The organism is Streptomyces prunicolor (assembly GCF_045162825.1).
GTDB classification, from domain to species: domain Bacteria; phylum Actinomycetota; class Actinomycetes; order Streptomycetales; family Streptomycetaceae; genus Streptomyces; species Streptomyces prunicolor.
The window spans coordinates 9,554,070-9,573,278 of record NZ_CP108676.1 but is presented as its reverse complement, the minus strand read 5'-3'; the positions used below and the strand labels follow the sequence as shown (position 1 = coordinate 9,573,278).

At 69.6% G+C, this 19,209-nt stretch carries 17 protein-coding genes and 1 pseudogene; 10 read left to right on the top strand and 8 right to left on the bottom strand.

The annotated features are described in order from the left end of the window. Nucleotides 1-38 precede the first annotated feature (38 nt). Complete coding sequence (locus tag OG588_RS43405) at nt 39-1,139, bottom strand: LacI family DNA-binding transcriptional regulator (protein WP_405952049.1); 1,101 nt, start codon at nt 1,137-1,139, stop codon at nt 39-41. A gap of 288 nt (nt 1,140-1,427) precedes the next feature. Here OG588_RS43405 and OG588_RS43400 point away from each other — a divergent pair, with 288 nt between their 5' ends. After that, nucleotides 1,428-2,099, top strand: a complete 672-nt coding sequence (locus tag OG588_RS43400; RefSeq protein ID WP_405953361.1) for a lysophospholipid acyltransferase family protein — start codon at nt 1,428-1,430, stop codon at nt 2,097-2,099. 295 nt (nt 2,100-2,394) lie between these two features. On the opposite strand, the pseudogene OG588_RS43395 reads toward OG588_RS43400, so the two are convergent. Further along, nucleotides 2,395-2,740: pseudogene (locus tag OG588_RS43395) on the bottom strand (PfkB family carbohydrate kinase); the annotation flags it as partial. A gap of 227 nt (nt 2,741-2,967) precedes the next feature. Between OG588_RS43395 and OG588_RS43390 the strand changes: the two are divergent. The 8 genes from OG588_RS43390 (at nt 2,968) to OG588_RS43355 (ending at nt 12,200) form a co-directional block, all read left to right on the top strand. After that, complete coding sequence (locus OG588_RS43390) at nt 2,968-3,960, top strand: LacI family DNA-binding transcriptional regulator (RefSeq protein WP_405953360.1); 993 nt, start codon at nt 2,968-2,970, stop codon at nt 3,958-3,960. A gap of 74 nt (nt 3,961-4,034) precedes the next feature. Continuing rightward, a complete protein-coding gene (locus tag OG588_RS43385) occupies nt 4,035-5,717 on the top strand; it encodes an ABC transporter substrate-binding protein (RefSeq protein WP_405952048.1) in 1,683 nt (560 codons plus the stop codon). A 95-nt stretch (nt 5,718-5,812) separates the two neighbouring features. Further along, on the top strand, nt 5,813-6,790 hold the full coding sequence (locus OG588_RS43380; protein ID WP_405952047.1) for an ABC transporter permease: 978 nt from the start codon (nt 5,813-5,815) through the stop codon (nt 6,788-6,790). Nucleotides 6,791-6,803: 13 nt separating this feature from the next. Continuing rightward, nucleotides 6,804-7,724, top strand: a complete 921-nt coding sequence (locus OG588_RS43375) for an ABC transporter permease (RefSeq protein ID WP_405952046.1) — start codon at nt 6,804-6,806, stop codon at nt 7,722-7,724. Between the two features lie 3 nt (nt 7,725-7,727). After that, the gene (locus OG588_RS43370) at nt 7,728-8,693 is read left to right on the top strand and encodes an ABC transporter ATP-binding protein (protein WP_405952045.1); all 966 of its coding nucleotides are present in this window, start codon (nt 7,728-7,730) and stop codon (nt 8,691-8,693) included. Continuing rightward, nucleotides 8,690-9,742 (top strand): ABC transporter ATP-binding protein, encoded by a 1,053-nt coding sequence (locus tag OG588_RS43365; protein ID WP_405952044.1) that lies wholly within the window; start codon nt 8,690-8,692, stop codon nt 9,740-9,742. The genes OG588_RS43370 and OG588_RS43365 overlap by 4 nt, the downstream gene beginning before the upstream one ends. After that, nucleotides 9,739-11,280, top strand: coding sequence for a glycoside hydrolase family 32 protein (locus OG588_RS43360; RefSeq protein ID WP_405952043.1), 1,542 nt, complete (start codon nt 9,739-9,741; stop codon nt 11,278-11,280). Before OG588_RS43365 ends, OG588_RS43360 begins: the two co-directional genes overlap by 4 nt. A 173-nt stretch (nt 11,281-11,453) precedes the next feature. After that, nucleotides 11,454-12,200, top strand: a complete 747-nt coding sequence (locus OG588_RS43355) for an IclR family transcriptional regulator (protein WP_365986298.1) — start codon at nt 11,454-11,456, stop codon at nt 12,198-12,200. A 12-nt stretch (nt 12,201-12,212) separates the two neighbouring features. On the opposite strand, the gene OG588_RS43350 is transcribed toward OG588_RS43355, so the two are convergent. The 6 genes from OG588_RS43350 to OG588_RS43325 all read right to left on the bottom strand — a co-directional run bounded on the left by OG588_RS43350 (nt 12,213) and on the right by OG588_RS43325 (nt 17,479). After that, nucleotides 12,213-13,343: an aromatic ring-hydroxylating dioxygenase subunit alpha gene (locus tag OG588_RS43350; RefSeq protein ID WP_405952042.1), complete on the bottom strand. Its 1,131-nt coding sequence runs from the start codon at nt 13,341-13,343 to the stop codon at nt 12,213-12,215. Nucleotides 13,344-13,432: 89 nt separating this feature from the next. Beyond that, nucleotides 13,433-14,602, bottom strand: coding sequence for an NAD(P)/FAD-dependent oxidoreductase (locus OG588_RS43345; RefSeq protein WP_405952041.1), 1,170 nt, complete (start codon nt 14,600-14,602; stop codon nt 13,433-13,435). Beyond that, nucleotides 14,599-14,961 (bottom strand): bifunctional 3-phenylpropionate/cinnamic acid dioxygenase ferredoxin subunit, encoded by a 363-nt coding sequence (locus OG588_RS43340; RefSeq protein ID WP_019062088.1) that lies wholly within the window; start codon nt 14,959-14,961, stop codon nt 14,599-14,601. Before OG588_RS43340 ends, OG588_RS43345 begins: the two co-directional genes overlap by 4 nt. A 159-nt stretch (nt 14,962-15,120) precedes the next feature. Beyond that, a complete protein-coding gene (locus OG588_RS43335) occupies nt 15,121-15,750 on the bottom strand; it encodes an MBL fold metallo-hydrolase (RefSeq protein ID WP_405952040.1) in 630 nt (209 codons plus the stop codon). After that, nucleotides 15,750-16,835, bottom strand: a complete 1,086-nt coding sequence (locus tag OG588_RS43330) for an S-(hydroxymethyl)mycothiol dehydrogenase (protein ID WP_405952039.1) — start codon at nt 16,833-16,835, stop codon at nt 15,750-15,752. The genes OG588_RS43335 and OG588_RS43330 overlap by 1 nt, the downstream gene beginning before the upstream one ends. Nucleotides 16,836-16,990: 155 nt before the next feature. Then, a complete protein-coding gene (locus OG588_RS43325; RefSeq protein ID WP_405953359.1) occupies nt 16,991-17,479 on the bottom strand; it encodes a TetR/AcrR family transcriptional regulator in 489 nt (162 codons plus the stop codon). A gap of 169 nt (nt 17,480-17,648) precedes the next feature. On the opposite strand from OG588_RS43325, the gene OG588_RS43320 reads away from it, so the two are divergent. Then, entirely contained in the window at nt 17,649-19,091 is a 1,443-nt protein-coding gene (locus OG588_RS43320) for an aldehyde dehydrogenase (protein WP_405952038.1), read from the top strand. The last annotated feature ends 118 nt before the right edge of the window (nt 19,092-19,209 follow it).

Sequence of the window (19,209 nt, the reverse complement as noted above, 5' to 3'; positions counted from 1 at the left end):
GAGGGTCCGTCAGGAGATCTCGCCAACCCGCCGGGAATCTACGCCAGTTGAGTTCCGCTCTCCTCGCTCTCACCCTCGCCACATCCACAGCTGGCGCGGCGCACGACGGTGACCGGGAGCATCAGCGACACCGGCTCCCTGTCGGGCCCTCCGCCGAGTCGCTGTACGAGCAACTCGGCGGCCCGCTCCCCCAGTTTCAGCATGGGCTGACGCACCGTCGTCAGCGCCGGCCGCACCAGCCGGCCGAGCGGGATCCCGTCGAAGCCGGTCACCACCACATCCTCGGGAACCCGAAGTCCCCGGCGCTGCAAGGCGTGCAGGGCGCCGACGGCCATCTGGTCGTTGGCGAGGACGAGGGCCTCGGGCAGTGGGCCGTTCCGGTCGGCCAGGACGTCCACCGCGCTGGCCCCGTCGGCCTGCGTCATCATCGGCATCCGCAGGACCGGTTCATGATCCGTCGCCACGTCCGCCGCGGCGCAGGCTTCCCGGAAGCCCCGGAAGCGGGCCGCCACGTCCGGCGACTCCTCGGCGGAGCCGATGTACGCCAGGCGCCGCAGCCCGTGGTCCTCGATGAGGTGTCGGGTCAACTCCCGCTGCCCGTCGGCGTTGGCGACCTCCACATGATCCAAGTGGTCGAGCTGGTCGCCCCCTTCGCGCGGTCCGGCGAGCATCACCACGGGCTGCCGCCTGGAGATCACCTCCAGCTCCTCGGTCGGCACGGTGCGCGCCATCACGGCGAACCCGTCGACGCGCCCCGCCACCTTGGCCACCAGGCTCTCCGGCCCGCCCTTCAGCGACGCGGCGATCAACAGCGCGTATCCGTGCCGACGGGCGGTGCGTTCCATACCGCGGATGATCTGGTCGGAGTAGAGCATCGCCGCGTCGTCGTCCTCGGCGTCGATGTCCTCCGCGTCCGGATCGGAGTAGTCGGGGAAGCACAGGCCCAGGACACCGGTGGAACGGCTGGCGAGCCCTCGCGCGTTGCCGCTGGGTACGTAGCCGAGTTCCCGGGCGGCCTCAAGAACCCGCTCCCGGGTCTGGGCCCGCACCGAGTCGGGGTTGCGGTAGACGCGGGACACCGTGGCGATGGAGACGCCGGACCGGTTGGCCACGTCGTACACCGTGGGGACGGTACTCATGGGACGGAACCCTCATGTGGTCGGTGCGCGTAGCGGCGTAGGCGCGTGATGTCTGCACGGGATGCGAGCACGTTGTGCAAGCAGGTGATGCGAGCACGTGATGCAAGCACCTGATGTAAGCGCATTCACCCTAGGGGTTCACCAGGTCAGGAGCAAGGCGCCTGGTCGGGGGCGACGGACTGCCGGTGTGGTGAGTACGCGTACTCATGCCCCCTGCCACCCGGCCGCGTGACGATACAGATCGTCCGCACTCCGCGCATCACCGGCAGATCAGAGAGTCAGCAGCACGTGCTCAGCGCCTTCGCCCGTACCGTCGTCCCCCTCCTCGGCCGCCTGACGGTGACCACCGGGGCGGCCGGCACCATCGCGCCCGGCAGCATCGTCGCGCCGAACCACACCGCCCTGGCGGATCCCGGACTCGTCCTGGCCGCGCTGCACCGGCTGGGCGTCGAGCCGGTCGTCCTCGCCACCGCCGGGCTGTGGAAGGTCCCCTTCCTCGGTCGTTCTCTCACCCGCGAGGGCCACATACCGGTGCACCGGGGCAGCCGTAGCGCGGCGGCGGCGCTGGAGCTGGCGGCCGACGCACTCGCCGCCGGCCGGGTCGTGGTGATCTACCCCGAGGGCGGACTCCCCCGCCGCCGGGACTCCACGGACCGCGAACCCGGCGCCTTCCGCACCGGTCTGGCCCGCCTCGCGCTCACCACTGGCGCACCCGTTGTCCCGCTCGGACATGCCGGTGCCCGCCGGATCGTCTCCGGTGGCCGGGTCAAGCAGATCGCCGGTGTCATCACCGCGCCGCTGCGCCGCCCGGACCTCCACGTCCACGTCGGCGACCCCGTCCAGCTCACCGGAGACATCCCCGAGGCCACCGCCCACGCCCGCACAGCCGTGGAGGCGGCCTGGCAGCGGGCGGTCGGTCAACTGCCGTCCAGCCGAACCGAGTTGCCCCGACAGCCATAAGGGCTCCCGGTGAGCAGAGGCAGTGCGCATCGCGTCCGCATCGGCATGGCCGCGGGCTGTCAGCACTCGACTCCGAGGCCTTGGCGGAGTCAACCAAGACCCCGAGGCCTTGGCGGAGTCGACCAAGACTCCGAGGCCTTGGTCGCGTCAACACGGTCTCCTCCTGCGCGAGTTGGCCGACCGCATCCAGGGGTGAGCCCGCCGCGGCCGCGCAGCAATGGCAGGAGTCGCAGGAGTGGGCGACCGCGCGCAGGCGGGTCGATACGGTGTCGGCCTCGGACGGCGGCAGCACCGCCGACGCGCCGTCGGCGTAGAAGGTGTACGTGGCCCGGCCGGTCTCGTCGAGGTCGGCGACGACGAAGGTGCTGGGCTCGGGGGCGGTCACGCTGCCGGTCGGGTCGACGCCGGAGGCGCTGAGGCGGGCACGGAAGAGGGTGCCGAAGACATCCGTGGAGAGGCGCCCGAGGAAGCGGGTGCGGGTGCCGAGCCTGGCGAGGGCGACGGCAGTGTTGGCTGGGCCGCCACCCGGGCAGGGCCCGTAGCGCGAGCTCGTCGGAGCTGGACCGGGCGGGGTCGGTGAAGGCGTCGGCGACGCGCTCCCCGAGGACGGTGACACGGACGGGGGCCCGGGGTCGGGCCATGGTGACTGTCTGCCTCCCCCAGGAAGAGCGCGGGTGGGGAGGGCACCGGAATGGGTGGCCTGATGCAGCCCCTGCGCAGGTATTGACATGCCGCTCAAGACGGACGTAACTTCCCTGCCACAAGGAAGTAACGCGCGTTATTAAAGCGCGTAACCGGAGACGGTGTCTCGCCTCCGGCTGGTCGAAGGGGACTGGAAGTGGCCACGAACAGGACGCATCGCGTGACCATGAGCGATGTGGCGCTCCACGCGGGTGTCTCGCGGACCACCGTCTCCTTCGTCCTCAACGACAAGCCCGGCGCCGCCATCCCCGAGGAGACCCGTCGGCGGATCCTGGCGGCGATCGACGAGCTCGGCTACCGGCCCAACGCCGGGGCGCGGGCGCTGGCCGCGAACCGCAGCGGGTGGTTCGGGCTGATCACCGAGATCGTGACCGGCCCGTTCGCGGGTGAGGTGATCACGGGCGCGCAGAGCCGCGCCTGGGGTGACCGGAGGTTCCTGCTGATCGCCGCGAGCGAGGGCGACCCCGCCCAGGAGGCCGCCGCGCTCGACCAGATGCTGGAGCACCGGGTGGAGGGGCTGCTGTACGCCACGACCTGGCACCGCGCCGTCACGCTCCCCGAGGCCGCCCGGGAGGTGCCGACGGTGCTCGTCAACTGCTACGACGCGGCAGGGGAGTTGCCGTGCATCCTGCCCGACGAGGTGTCGGGCGGATACAAGGCGACCCGCCGGCTCCTGGACGCCGGTCACACCCGCATCGGGTTCATCAACCTCGACCCGGCGATCCCGGCCGCCATCGGCAGGCGCGAAGGATACGAACGTGCCCTGCGCGAGGCCGGGATCACCCCCGACCCCTCCCTCGTCGTCCCCGGCTGGGCGACCGCCGACAGCGCCTACACCGCCGCCTGCGAACTCCTTGACCGCCCGGCCGGCGACCGGCCGACCGCGCTGTTCTGCGGAAACGACCGGATGGCGATGGGCGCGTACGACGCGATCAAGGAACGTGGGCTGCGCATCCCGCACGACGTGGCCGTGGTGGGGTTCGACAACCAGGAACTCATCGCCGCCTATCTGCGGCCGAAGCTGACGACGCTCGCCCTGCCCTTCGAGGCCATGGGCACCAAGGGCATCGACATGCTCGCCGCTCTCGCAGCGGGGCAGCCGCTCGACACCCATCGGGTGACGATCGACTGCCCGCTGCTCGAACGCTCGTCGGTCTGACTGCGAATCAGTCCGCCGAGTAATCCCGTCCCGTCTTCGCCCTGTGTGTTGAAGAGAGGAAAAGAGTCTCCATTATGGCACCCTCCCGCATACCTTCACGGCGGCCCCGAGCCGTCCTGAGAGCGGTCACCGCGACCGCCGCCGCGGCCCTGGTCCTGTCCGCCTGTACGGGTGGCTCGGGCGCCGCCGGCGCCGGTGACACCTCCGGCAACCAGCTGCTCACCATCCCGCGCGAGGATCTGGCGACGTTCACGCGCAACTTCAACCCGCTCTCCCCGCAGGCCGCCCCCATGACTCTGCAGGCGGTCTACGAGCCGCTGGTCGTGCACAGCATGGCGGACGCCAAGGACACGCCGTGGCTGGCCACCAAGTGGGAGCGGGCCAAGGACGGCAAGTCCCTCACCTTCACGCTGCGCGACGGCGTGAAGTGGTCGGACGGCCAGGCGCTCACCGCCGCCGACGTCGTCTACACCTTCGAGCTCCAGAAGAAGGTGCTGGGCGGCTTCGACTACCTGGACAAGGTCACCGCGGTCGACGCCCACACGGTGAAGTTCTCCTTCGACAAGGCGTTCTCGACCGCCTTCTACGAGATCAGCAACCACTACATCCTGCCGAAGCACATCTGGTCCAAGGTGAAGGACCCGGCGAAGTTCACCAACCCGAACCCGGTCGGCACCGGCCCGTACACCAAGATCGAGAAGTTCCAGAGCCAGTCGTACGAGCTGCGCAAGAACCCCGACTACTGGCAGCCCGCGAAGCAGCGGATCGCCGGCATCCAGATGCTGGCCTTCTCCGGCAACGACAGCGCCAACCTCGCCTTCACCAGCGGCGAGGTGGACTGGACCCAGTCGTTCATTCCGGACATCGAGAAGTCCTTCGTCGCCAAGGACAAGAAGCACAACCACTACTGGTTCCCGGCCACCGGCGCCATGATCAACTGGCAGTTGAACACCACCACGGCGCCGTTCAACGACCCGGCCGTCCGCAAGGCGCTCAGCATGGCCGTCGACCGCGACCAGATCACCGAGGTCGCGATGAACGGCTACGCCGAACCCGCCGACTGCACGGGCCTGGCCCGCACGTACGACACGTGGCGCGACACGTCGCTGGCCGCCTCCTGCACCTGGACGAAGTACGACAGCGCCGCGGCGGCCAAGGCCCTCGACGCGGCCGGCTACAAGGAGAGCGGCGGCAAGCGGAAGCTGAAGAACGGCAAGAACTTCACGCTCGACATCTCCGTCGGCTCCGCCTCCTCCGACTGGATCTCGGTCGCCAACATCATCAAGCAGGACCTGGCGAAGGTCGGCATCACCGCCACCGTGAAGACGCCCGACTGGTCGGCGGTGCAGTCGTCGTACAACACCGGCACCTTCGACACCGGCGTCGTGTGGAGCAACAACGGCGCGACCCCGTACGAGTACTTCCGCGGCGTGATGTCGACCAAGATGGTGCAGCCGGTCGGCAAGCAGGCCACGGAGAACTACCACCGCTTCGGCGACAAGAAGGCCGACAAGCTCATCGACGCCTTCGCCGCCGCCACGGACGAGAAGACGCAGGCCGAGCAGATGAACGGTCTTCAAGAGCTGTACAACGAGGACGCGCCCGTCGTCCCGCTGTTCACCGGCCCCGAGTGGGGCGCGTACACGGACGCCCGCTTCACCGGCTGGCCCACCGCGAAGAACCCGTACGCCACCCTCGGCAACCGCAACGGCAGCACGATCCTCGTACTCACCTCGCTGAAGCCCGTCACGAGCTGACGCCGCCCGCGGACCGGCGGCCGCCCTCCTCCCCGGACGGCCGCCCCCGCGCACCGAGCCACACGTTCACCCCCCATCGACAGGGAGCACGACCCGTGCGTCTGATCCTGCGCAACCTGGGGTTCTATCTGCTCGCCTTCTGGGCCTCCATCACCCTGAACTTCGTTCTCCCGCGCTTCATGCCGGGCGACCCGGTCTCCCGGATGTTCGCGCAGGCCCAGGGCACCATGCAGCCCGACCAGATAGCCCAGTTGCGGAAACTCTTCGGCCTCGACGACCGCCCTCTCTGGGAGCAGTACGTCTCCTACGTCAAGAGCGTCTTCACCGGCGACCTCGGCATCTCCATCTCCCGCTTCCCGACCCCGGTCTCCGACGTGATCGGCTCGCAGATCGGCTGGACCCTGCTGCTCGGTGGCGTCGCGCTCGTCATCGCGGCCGTGCTCGGCAACCTGCTCGGCATCGTCGCCGCCTGGCGGCGCGGCGGTGTCCTCGACTCCGCCTTCCCGCCCCTGCTGATCTTCGTCGGCTCGTTCCCGTACTTCTGGCTGGCGATGGGCGCGCTGTACCTGTTCGGGGTGAGCCTGGGCTGGTTCCCCATGCGGCACGCCTACGACGTCGGACTGACCCCCGGCTTCAACGGCGAGTTCCTCTCCAACGTCGCCACCCACCTGGTGCTGCCCGCGCTGACCATCGTGCTGGTCTCCGTCGGCGGCTGGATGCTCGGCATGCGCAACACCATGATCGCCACGGCGGCCGAGGACTACATCACCATGGCCGAGGCCAAGGGGCTCAGCCCCTCGCGGATCATGTTCCGCTACGCCGCCCGCAACGCGCTGCTGCCCTCCGTCACCAACTTCGGCATGGCCCTCGGTTTCGTCGTCGGCGGCGCCCTGCTCACCGAGGTCGTGTTCGCCTACCCGGGCATCGGCTACCAGCTGTTGATCGCCGTCCAGGGGCTGGACTACCCGCTGATGCAGGGCATCTTCCTGACGATCACGGCGGCGGTGCTGATCGCGAACTTCCTCGTCGACCTCGTCTACGTCCGCCTCGACCCGCGCGTCCGCGTCCGCTGAGGAGGCTGCCGACATGACCGCCATCGACATCGCCACGGCCACCGCGCCGACGGCCCCCGTGAGCCCTTCCCGCCGGCGCGGACTGCTGCGCCAGCTCATCGACAGCAAGAAGGCGTTGACCGGGCTGATCCTGCTCGCTCTCTTCGCGCTGCTCGCCCTGTTCGCACCCGTCCTGGCACCCGGCGACCCATCGTTCATCAACTCCACGGGCAGCCAGGCCCCTTCGGCCGCGCACTGGCTCGGTACGACCGCCAAGGGACAGGACGTGCTCGCCCTCACCCTCTGGGGTGCGCGCAGTTCCCTCTTCGTCGGGTTCACCGTGGGGATCGTGGCGACCGCGGTCGCCATCGTCGTCGGACTCGCGGCCGCGTACTTCGGCCGCGTCGTCGACGACGCGCTGACCCTGGTCACCAACATCTTCCTGCTGCTGCCCGGCCTGCCGCTGCTCATCATCCTGGCCGCGTTCCTGCCGCCCGGGACCTCCACCGTGATCCTGGTCCTCGTCGTCACCGGCTGGGCGGGCTCGGCCCGGGTCCTGCGCGCGCAGGCCAAGTCGATCCGCGGCAAGGACTTCGTGGCCGCGGCCGTCGTCACGGGGGAACGCCCCCTGTGGATCATGTTCCGCGAGATCCTGCCCAACATGGCGTCCGTGGTGATGACCACGCTGCTCGGCTGCGTGATCTTCGGCATCGGCGCCCAGGCCGGCCTGGAGTTCCTCGGCCTCGGCGACAGCAGCGTCGTCAGCTGGGGCACCAACCTGTACTGGGCCAGCAATGACGGCGCGCTGATGACCGGCGCGTGGTGGGCCTTCGTTCCCTCCGGACTGTGCATCGCGCTGGTCGCCTTCGCGCTCGCGCTGGTCAACTACGCGGTCGACGAGATCACCAACCCCAGGCTGCGCAACCGCCGTGCCCGCCGTGAGAGGAGGGGCTGAGCCATGGAACCCGTACTTGAGGTGAACGGCCTGCGCGTCGAATACCGCGGCGACGGACGCACCGTCGTGGGCGCCGACGACGTCTCCTTCTCCATCGGCGCCGGAGAGATCTTCGGCCTCGCCGGAGAGTCCGGCTGCGGCAAGTCGACCATCGCCAACGCGGTGATGCGCCTGCTGAAGCCCCCGGCGGGGATCACCGCGGGCAGCATCCGTTTCCAGGGCCGTGACGTTCTCGCCCTGGACGCACGGGAGTTGCGCGCCTTCCGATGGCGGGAGATCGCCATGGTCTTCCAGTCGGCGATGAACTCGCTCAACCCCGTCCTGACCATCGGCGAGCAGATCGTCGACATCTTCACCACCCACGAGCGGATGCGGAAGCGGGCCGCACGGGAGCGGGCCGGCGAGCTGCTCCAGCTGGTCGGCATCGACCCGGGACGGCTGAAGGCGTACCCGCACCAGCTCTCCGGCGGTATGCGCCAGCGCGTGGTCATCGCCATGGCCGTGGCCCTGAAGCCACGGCTGCTGATCATGGACGAGCCGACCACCGCGCTCGACGTGGTCGTGCAGCAGGAGATCATGGCGCAGATCCGCGACCTCCAGCGGGAGCTGGGCTTCTCCATCCTCTTCATCACCCACGACATGTCCCTGATGATCGAGCTGTCGGACCGCATGGGCGTGATGTACGGCGGACGGATCGTCGAACTCGCCGACGCCAAGGACCTGTTCGCGGGACCGCTGCACCCCTACACCGAGGCGCTGATGAACGCCTTCCCGCCGCTGACCGGCCCGCGCCAGGAGCTCACCGGCCTCTTCGACGCCCCGCGCACCGCCGACAGCTGCGGCTTCCACGTCCGCTGTCCCGAGGACCGCTCGGACTGCTCCACGAACATCCCCGACCTGCGCGAGATCACCCCCGGCCGCTGGGTGGCCCGCAGCAAGGCCCGCAGCTCGGAAGGAGCCTCCCGATGACCGAACCCCTGCTGTCCGTACGCGGTCTGACCAAGGACTTCCAGGTCGGCACCGTCTTCTCCCGACGCCGCGTCCGTGCTGTCAACGACGTCTCCTTCGATCTCCCCGCCGGCCGGATCACCGCCCTGGTCGGCGAGTCCGGGAGCGGCAAGTCCACCATCGCCCGCTGCCTCGCCCGCCTCGAACAGCCCTCCGCCGGACAGGTGCTGCTCGACGGCGAGGACATCCTGCGCACCGAGCGGCGCCGGGTGTCACGGGCGTACCGCCGCAAGGTCCAGATGGTCTTCCAGGACCCCTTCGGCTCGCTCAACCCCGTCCACCGTATCGAGCACTTCCTCACCCGGGCCCTCGTCCTGCACGGCCACTCCGCCGCACCGGAGGCGCTGCGCGAGCTGATGAAAACGGTCGGCCTGACCGAGGACATGCTCCAGTCCTACCCGCACGAACTCTCCGGCGGCCAGCGTCAACGCGTCTCCATCGCCCGCGCGCTGGCGGTGGAACCGCGCCTCATCCTGGCCGACGAACCGACGTCGATGCTGGACGTCTCCGTACGCGTCGGCGTGCTCAACCTGATGCGGCGCCTGCGCGACGAGCGGAACATCGCCATGCTCTACATCACGCACGACCTGGGCTCCGCCCGCTACCTCGCGGACACCACGATGGTCATGTTCGCCGGTGAACTCGTCGAGGGCGGCGACGCGTTGGCGGTGATGGACGCCCCCGCCCACCCCTACACCCGCCTGCTGCTGTCCGCCGTACCCGACCCCGAACGGGCCGGCGGCTACGACCCCGTCGAGCGCGCCGAGCACCGCGAGGCGATCCTCAACCCCACGTCCTGCCCCTACGGCGACGACGGCACGTGCAGCCGCACCGAACCGGTCCGCCACATCGTCGGCGAAGACGACGGCCAGCCCCACTGGGTGCGCTGCCTGCTGCGCGCACCCGCCTCCGACATCGCCCGCCGCGTCCTCAAGGCCACGGACCGGCCGGACGACGAGGCCCCGGACACCCCCGACGCCACTGAGAAAGCGGAGACCACCGCCGCATGACCCACGACCTCACCCTCCCCTCCGGCAGCCACACCGCCGAGGGGCTGGCCGAACGCGCCCTGCGCGACCCCCACCGCCCGCGCTTCCACTTCACCTCGCCCGGCGGCTGGCTCAACGACCCCAACGGCCTGACCCAGTGGAACGGCGTCTACCACCTCTTCTACCAGTACAACCCGCTCGCCGCCGCCCACGACCGCATCCACTGGGGCCACGCCACCAGCACCGACCTCGTGCACTGGGCCGATGAGCCGGTCGCCCTTGTCCCCGGCATCGACGGCCCCGACCGCGACGGCTGCTGGTCCGGCGTCCTCGTCGACGACGGCGGAGTACCCACGCTCGTCTACTCGGGCAGGCACGGCGAGCATGAACTCCCGTGCGTGGCAAGGGGATCGGCCGACCTGCGGTACTGGACCAAGGACCCCACCAACCCGGTCATCACCGCCCCGCCCGAGGGCATCGACATCACGGCCTTCCGCGACCACTGCGTGTGGCGGGAGGGCCAGGTGTGGCGGCAGCTGGTGGGCTCGGGCATCCGGAGCGCCGGCGGAACAGCCTTCCTGTACGAATCCGACGACCTGCGCAGCTGGCGCTACGTCGGCCCCCTGCTGACCGGCGACGCGTCGCGGAACCAGGGTGAGCTCGACTGGACCGGCACGATGTGGGAGTGCGTCGACCTCTTCAGGCTCGGCAAGGACGAGGAGGCCGACAACGAGGCCGACAGCACCGACATACTGGTCTTCTCCGCCTGGGACGAGGGCACCACCCACCACCCCCTGTACTGGACCGGCCACTACAAGGGCGACACGTTCACCCCGACCGCCCTCCACCGCCTCGACTACGGCGGCCGCTACTTCTACGCCCCCCAGTCCACCCGCGACGAGCACGGCCGCCGCATCATGTTCGGCTGGCTCCAGGAGAGCCGCACCGACGAGGCGGCCGCGGAGGCCGGCTGGAGCGGAGTGATGTCCCTGCCGCGGGTCGTCACGCTCGGTGCGGACGGCCGCCTGGACCAGGCGCCGGTGCCGGAGCTGACCGCGTTGCGGAGGGAGCACGAGGAGGTGGCGCCGGGCGCGCTGACCGAGCCGTACACCCGACTCGGCGCCGTGCGCGGGGACCAGCTGGACATCGAGACCACGCTGCGTCTCGCCCCCGGATCTTCCGCCCGGCTCGTGGTCCGCGAGACACCGGACGGCGCGGAGCGCACGGTCGTGGAGGTGAGCCGGACGCACGACGGAGGCGGCACTCTCCTGCTGCACCGTGAGACGAGCAGCCTCGATCCGACGGTCGACTTCGAACCCCGGTACGGCGAGCTCCCGTTGGGCGAGGACGGACGGGTGGACCTGCGCGTCCTCGTCGACCACTCCGCGCTGGAGATCTTCGCCAACGGGCGTGCCCTGACCGCCCGCGTCTACCCCACCCGCCCGGACGAGGCGATGGGCGTCGGTATCGGTGCCGACGGCGACGTGGCCCTGGAGCGGTTCGACGCCTGGCAGCTGGCGTCGGCCTGCACCGACGGACCCCGGCCGCTGTGGCCGTGACGGCCTCACGCACTGCCACGGCCCGGTCCCCTGGCGCATGAATCAGCAGCTACCAGGCGAAAAGACCTGATGAGAGTCCGCATCGTAAACAGGTTGTACCGCACTACGCGTATGGTTTCGCTGTGAGCAACTACAGTCCCGATACTGAAACGACAGGTTCGCAGTCCGGCGGAGTGCAGTCCGTGGACCGTGCCATCAGCGTGCTGGAGATCCTGGCCCAGCGTGGCGAGGCCGGTGTCAGCGAGGTGGCCGGCGAGATCGAGGTTCACAAGTCGACCGCGTTCCGGCTGCTCGGCGCCCTGGAGGCGCGCGGGTTGGTGGAGCAGGCGGGCGAACGCGGCAAGTACCGGCTCGGGTTCGGGATCGTGCGGCTGGCCGGCGCGGTCACCGGGCGCATCGACATCACCCAGCAGGGCCGCCCGGTCTGCGAGCGTCTCGCCGAGGAGATCGGCGAGACCGTCAACATCGCCGTCATGCAGGAGCAGTACGCGATCAACCTGTACGAGGTGCGCGGCCCCGGCGCCGTCACCGCGCACAACTGGGTCGGCGAACTCACCCCGTTGCACGCCACCTCCAGCGGCAAGGCCCTGCTGGCCCACCTGCCCGCCAAGGAGCGCGCCACGCTGCTGGCGGAGGCCGGCCTGAAGAAGGTGACCCCGCACACCATCACCTCGAAGTCGAAGCTGGAGAAGAACCTCGCCGAGGCCCGGGAGCGCGGATACGCCTGGACGCTGGAGGAGTTGGAGGTCGGCCTGCACGCCATGGCCGCGCCGGTGCGCGACCGGGACGGCGAGGTCATCGCGGCGGTGAGCGCCTCGGGACCGGCGTACCGGTTCACCGAGGAGCGTCTGCACGAACTCGCCCCGGTCCTGGTCAAGGGCGCCGAGGAGATCAGTCACCGCATGGGCTACCTGGGCTGAACCCCCCTTGGCTCACGCCTGGTTGATCCCCAGGCGCTCGTTGACCCAGTCGTGGAACGCTCCAATGTGGTGCTCGCTCGGCACCAGCACCCCGCCCTTGGCGTACATCCGGGAGCTCATCCCGGGCTGTGTGCGCTCGCACGCCTCGAAGTCCTGGCGGTTGACCCGGTCGAAGAGTTCCACGGACCGGCTGACGTCCTTGCCGCTCTCGACGACGTGCGGGAGGTAGAGCCAGTCGCACTCGACGATCGTGCGGTCGACGGCTACCGGGTACATCCGGTGGAAGATCACATGGTCGGGGACGAGGTTGATGAACACCTGCGGCTTGATGGTGATCGCGTAGTAGCGGCGGTCCTGGTCGTCGCTGACCCCGGGGATGCGGTCGAGGCCCTCCGAGCCGTCGACGGTGAATCCCTGTACCTCCTCGCCGAACTCGGCGCCGTGGCCGACGTAGTACTGGGCGGCGTAGCCGTCGGCGAACTCCGGTAGCACCTCGGTGAGTTCGGGGTGGATCGTGGCGCAGTGGTAGCACTCCATGAAGTTCTCGATGATGAGCTTCCAGTTGGCCTTGACGTCGTAGACGATGCGCCTGCCCACCGAGAGGTGGTCGACGTCGTAGTGCTCCAGCAACTCCACGTCGCCGAGCCGGGTGACGACCTCGCTGATGACGTCCTCGTCGAACGACGGTGGATTCTCCGCCAGGTTGACCCACACATAGCCGAGCCATTCACGGACGGCCACGCTCACCAGGCCGAACTCGGTACGGCCGACGTCGGGCATCTTGGTGAGGTTGGGCGCCGCGACGAGCTTGCCGTTCAGGTCGTACGTCCAGGCGTGGTACGGGCATTGGAAGGCCCGTTTCACCTCGCCGGTCTCCTCGGTGCACAGCTTGGCGCCACGGTGCCGGCAGACGTTGAAGTAGGCGCGTATCGAGTTGTCGCGGGCGCGGGTGATCAGGATGCTCTCGCGCCCCACGTCGACGGTCCGGAAGGCGCCGGGCTTGGCCAACTCGGAGGAGCGCACGGCGCAGAACCACATCGTCTCGAAGATGCGTTCCTGTTCCTGGGCGAAGAGGTCCGGGTCCGTGTAGGAGGAGCCGGGCAGGGTGGCGATCAGGCTGTCCGGCAGGCTGGTCGAGGTCACAGTGCGCTCCTCCGGGAACGTCGTGGGTCGGTCATGCACGCGCCGGGCAGAGCGACTCCGGACGGTGTGGTCGGACGGTGTTGTACGGGTCAACTCGCCGTGGCGGCAAGCTGCTTGCGCCACCGCATGAACAGCCGCGGCTGGTTCATCGCGAGCACGGCGACCGGCTGCCCGGCACACCGGTAGACGGCGAGGAAACTACGGTCGCCCGGATCGCCCTCCTCGACGGTCACACTGTCGGCACCGGCCGCGTGACCGGCGAACTGGATCTTCACGCCGTACTGGTCCGACCAGAAGTACGGCGGCCGCGGCGCCCCCGCCTCCACCGCACCCCACGACAACAGCGCGGCCACGGCAGCATCGGGCCGCTCCCGCGCCCCGGTCCAGTGCTCGACCCGCCGGTGCGAACCCGCCTGCGGGTCATACCAGTTGGCACAATCTCCTACGGCGACCACGCCGGCGAGGCTGGTGCGGCCGTCGGCACCGCACTTGACGCCGTTGTCGAGCTCGACCCCCGAACCCTCCAGCCACTCGACGCACGGCCGGGCGCCGACACCGACAACGACCATGTCCGCGGGGACAGTTCGCCCGTCCTCCAGCAGCACGGCGTCGACGCGGGCCTCCCCGCTCAGCCCTTTGACCCCGACACCGCACAACAGCCGTACGCCGTGGGCCTCGTGGAGGGCGGAGACGACGCCGCCCATGGTCTCGCCGAGCGGTCCCGCGAGGGGGGTCGGCGCGGCCTCGATCACCGTCACGTCGAGTCCGAGGGCGTACGCCGTGGAGGCGACCTCGGCGCCGATGAAGCCGCCGCCGATCACCACCAGCCGTCCGCCCAGGGCGAGTTCGTCGCGCAGGGCGCGGGCGTCGTCCAGAGTGCGCAGGGTGTGCACCCCGGCCAGTCCGTCCGTGCCGGGCAGGTTCCGCGCCGCCGCGCCGGTCGCGACGACCACGCCGTCGGCCCGCACCTCCCGCCCGTCGTCGAGGAGCAACACCCGCTCCACGCCGTCGACTTGGAGCCCGACGGCACGGACACCGAGCAGCCACTCCGCGTGCAGGTCCTCGTCGTCCATCTCCAGCAGGAGATCGGCTTCGGTGAGCGTCCCGGCGAGGAACTCCTTGGACAACGGCGGCCTGTCGTACGGGCGATGGGGTTCGTCGCCGATGACGACGAGCCGTCCGTCGTAGCCCTGTTTCCGCAGTGAGCGAGCCGCCGACAGCCCGGCCAGCGAAGCGCCCACCACGGCCACGGTCCTCACGCGGGGCCCGAGGCGAGCCGGGCCGCGACGCAGGGCGGCAGGTTCGGGGCGTCCGTGGACGGCACGACGTAGATCATGCCGTCCTGGACGAGCACCTCGTGCGTACGCACCGGGCGCTTGGCCGGCGGGGCGTCGACGGCTCCCGTCCGCAGGTCGAACTTCGAAGCGTGCAGCGGGCATTCCACCTCGCAGCCCTCCAGCCAGCCGTCCGCGAGTGAGGCGTCCTGGTGGGTGCACGTGTCGTCGATGGCGAAGACCTCGCCGTCGTCGGTGTGGAACACCGAAACCGGCGGATCGATGTCGAGCCGGTAGGCCTCGCCTCGCGGCAGATCCACGAGAAGGCACGCGGGAATCATCATGACACCTCGGTGCGTATAGCGAAACGGATTGCGGTAAGCGCAACGTCAGTTTGAGGGCGGCCCCAAACCGTTGTCAAGGTATTCAGGGGCCGGGCGAAGCCCTTACCCAGTGTTGCTTTTCACGCAACATCGCGCGCCATCAGCAACACCGTGCAGGGCTCAGAACCCGCGGTCGATCCACTCCTGAAGATGCGGAGCCTCGGCGCCGACGGTCGTCGTATCCCCATGCCCGGTGTATACGACGGTGTCCCCCGGCAGACCGAGCAGCCGGTCCCGGATGGAGTCGACGATGGTCGGGAAGTGGGAGTACGACCGCCCCGTGGCCCCCGGCCCGCCCGCGAAGAGGGTGTCGCCGCTGAAGAGGGCGTTCAGCGCGGGCACGTACAGGCAGACGGCTCCGGGTGCGTGGCCGGGCGCGTGCAGCACGGTCAGCTCGACCCCGGCGACCACCACGACCTGCCCGTCTGCCAGCTCACCGCCGGGCGCCCGATCCGGGTGGGTCTGTTTCCACAGCGGCAGGTCGTCGGGGTGCAGCCAGATCGTCGCGCCGGTGCGGTCGGCGAGTTCGGGCGCGGCGTCGATGTGGTCGTTGTGGGCGTGGGTGCAGATGACGGCGAGGAGTCGGCGGTCGCCGACCGCATCCGCGATGGCGTCGGCGTCGTGGGCGGCGTCGATGACGACGGCCTCGGTGTCGTCTCCGATGATCCAGACGTTGTTGTCGACGTCCCAGGTACCCCCGTCGAGCGTGAACTGCCCTGCGGTGACGAGGTGTTCGATACGCGCGGCCATCAGAACACCACCACCGAACGCAGCACATCGCCGCCGTGCATCCGCTCGAAGGCCTTCTCGACGTCCTCCAGCGCGATGGTCTCCGTGACGAAGGCGTCCAGATCCAGCCGCCCCTGGAGATAGAGGTCGATCAGCATGGGGAAGTCGCGGGAGGGCAGGCAGTCGCCGTACCAGGACGACTTGAGCGAGCCGCCGCGCCCGAACACGTCGAGAAGCGGGAGTTCGAGCTTCATCTCGGGGGTGGGAACGCCGACGAGGACGACCGTCCCGGCGAGATCACGGCCGTAGAACGCCTGCTTGTACGTCTCCGGGCGGCCGACCGCCTCGATGACGACATCGGCGCCGAAGCCGCCGGTCAGTTCACGGATGGCCTCGACGGCGTCGGACTCCTTGGAGTTCACGGTGTGCGTGGCGCCCAGCGAGCGGGCCTTCTCCAGTTTCCGGTCGTCGATGTCGACGGCGATGATCCGCGCCGCACCCGCGAGCCGGGACCCGGCGATCGCCGCGTCACCGACGCCACCGCACCCAATGACCGCGACCGTGTCACCACGCCCGACGTTGCCCGTATTGATGGCCGCGCCGATGCCGGCCATCACGCCGCAGCCGAGCAGCCCGGCGGCGGCAGCCGACGCGGCCCGGTCCACCTTGGTGCACTGGCCGGCCGCGACCAGGGTCTTCTCGGCGAAGGCACCGATGCCGAGGGCGGGCGAGAGTTCGGTGCCGTCGAGCAGGGTCATCTTCTGCTTCGCGTTGTGGGTGTTGAAGCAGTACTGCGGCCGTCCGCGCCGACAGGCCCGGCAATTCCCGCACACGGCACGCCAGTTGAGGATCACGAAGTCGCCGGGGGCGACATCGGTGACGCCCTCCCCCACCGACTCCACTACGCCTGCGGCCTCATGCCCGAGCAGGAACGGGAAGTCGTCGTTGATACCGCCCTCGCGATAGTGCAGATCGGTGTGGCAGACCCCGCACGCCTCGACCTTCACCAGCGCCTCGCCCGGGCCGGGGTCAGGGACGACGATCGTCTCCAGGCTGACGGGGGCACCCTTCCCCCGCGCGACGACAGCACGGACCTGATGCGTCATGGCCACTCCTCCGCTGGTAAGAGAGCTGAGCGGAACGTCACTCGAAACATCGCTCAGATCGTTGCTCATTGCGGCACGCTTCGCGCGTGCCGCAACACAGCATCACGGAGGGTCGTACGGGGGTCAAGGATTCGGAGAGGCGGGCACCGCTGACATCACCGGCCGCCGAGCCCCCGCAGAAAGGTGTCCACGACCATGTCGGCCGCCTGGGCCACGCCGAGATCGGGTAGTTGCTGCGAGGCCAGGTGCATGAGCTGCGGCAGCAGTGAACTCGCCCACGCCGCCGGGATGTCGGCGCGCAGGAGGCCCTCGCCGGTGGAACGTTCCAAGAAGGCGTCAACCTCCCGGATCAAGGCGTCACGCCGATCGCGGATCGCCTCGTCGGCCTTCATCCGGGTGAGTTCCACGGGCCACTTGCGATTGACGCCGATGATGCCCTCGACGTACCGGTGCAGCGCGACGGCGACGGGCGCCTCGCGCAGCCTGGCGTCCTCGACGGCCCGCTCGATGGCCTCGACGCGGGCCTCATAGATGGCCGCCAGCAGTTCCTCGCGGGAGGCGAACCGCCGGTAGACGGTGCGCCGGTCGACTCCCGCCTCGGCGGCGATGGCGGCGATGCTCGCGCCCGGATCGGCGGCGAGCATGCGCGCTCCGGTCGTCAGGACGGCTTCGAGGTTGCGTACCGCGTCGGCTCTCACACAGCGAAGTATAGCCCGCTACCACCACACATCTGGGGCGGTGTCACGGATAAGTGCTACATTGAAGTGACAGTTAATGGAAATAGTCACCCTTGGACTCCACGGGAGAGAGCACATGATCACCTACGACCGACTCTTCATCGCGGGTTCGTGGACCGTTCCAAGCAGCCCCGAACTGCTCGACATCCGGTCGCCGCACGACCGCACGGTGATCGGCCGCGCCGCGCAGGCCCGCCCCTCCGACATCGACCGGGCCGTGGCCGCAGCCCGCGCCGCCTTCGACGAGGGGCCCTGGCCGCGCACCGCACCCGCGGAACGCATCGCCGTCATCCGGAGGCTCAACGCCCTGCGCGAGGCCGACGCCGAGAAGATCGCGGCGCTGATCTCGGCGGAAAACGGTTCGGCCAACTGGTTCACGCTGGCCGGACAACCGGGACTCGGGCGGCAGGCGGGCGCCTACCTCAAGGCGGCCGAGGAGCTGGGCTGGGAAGAGACCCTGACCCCGTCCGACCCCGACTCCCCCACCCGAAGCGTGCTGCGCCGCGAACCCATCGGTGTCGTGGCCGCCGTCATCCCGTGGAACTCCCCGTTCTCCGCGGCCCTGGCCAAGGTCATCCCAGCGTTGCTGGCCGGGAACACGGTCGTCCTCAAGGTGTCCCCCGAGAACTCGCTCAGCATGGGCTTCCTCGCCGAACTCCTGGAACGGTCCAACCTGCCGGAGGGCGTGATCAGCGTCCTGCCCGCCGACCGCGAGACCAGCGAGTACCTGGTGTCGCACCCCGGCGTGGACAAGATCGCGTTCACCGGCTCGACCGGGGCCGGCCGCAGGATCGCGTCCATCGCGGGTGAGCAGCTGAAGCGGGTCAGCCTGGAGCTGGGCGGCAAGTCGGCCGCCGTCATCCTCGACGACGCGGACGTCCAACAGGCCGTACAGGGACTGAAGTTCGCGTCCTTGCTCAACAACGGCGAGGCGTGCATCGCACAGACCCGCGTCCTCGCACCGCGCAGCCGCTACGACGAGATCGTCTCCGCCTTGAAGAACCTTGTCGAGTCGCTCAAGGTCGGCGACCCGAGCGACCCCGACACCTTCATCGGCCCGATGGTCCGCCCCGACCAGCAGCAGCGCGTGCGCGACTACATCGAGCTCGGCATCAAGGAAGGCGCCCGCCTCGTCACCGGCGGCCCCCAGGTCCCGCCCGGCCTCGAAGGCGGCAACTACGTCACCCCGACCGTCTTCGCCGACGTGGACAACTCGATGCGGATCGCCCAGGAGGAGATCTTTGGACCGGTCCTCGTCGTCATCCCCTACGACGGCGAGGACGACGCCGTACGGATCGCCAACGACTCGGAGTACGGCCTCTCCGGCGGGGTGTGGTCAGCCGACCAGGCCCGCGCGCTCGCCGTAGCCCGCCGCCTGCGCACCGGCACGGTCACCGTGAACGGGGCGCCCATCGCCTTCGACGGCCCCTTCGGCGGTTACAAGGCCAGCGGAATCGGCCGTGAATACGGGGCAGTTGGGCTCGCGCAGTATGTGGAGTACAAGACCGTCACCCTGTGACCCGGGGTCGGACTGCGACCCGGCTTCGGCTTCGGCTTCGGCTTCGGCTTCGGCTTCGGCTTCGGCTTCGGCTTCGGCTTCGGCTTCGGCTTCGGCTTCGGCTTCGGCTTCGGCTTCG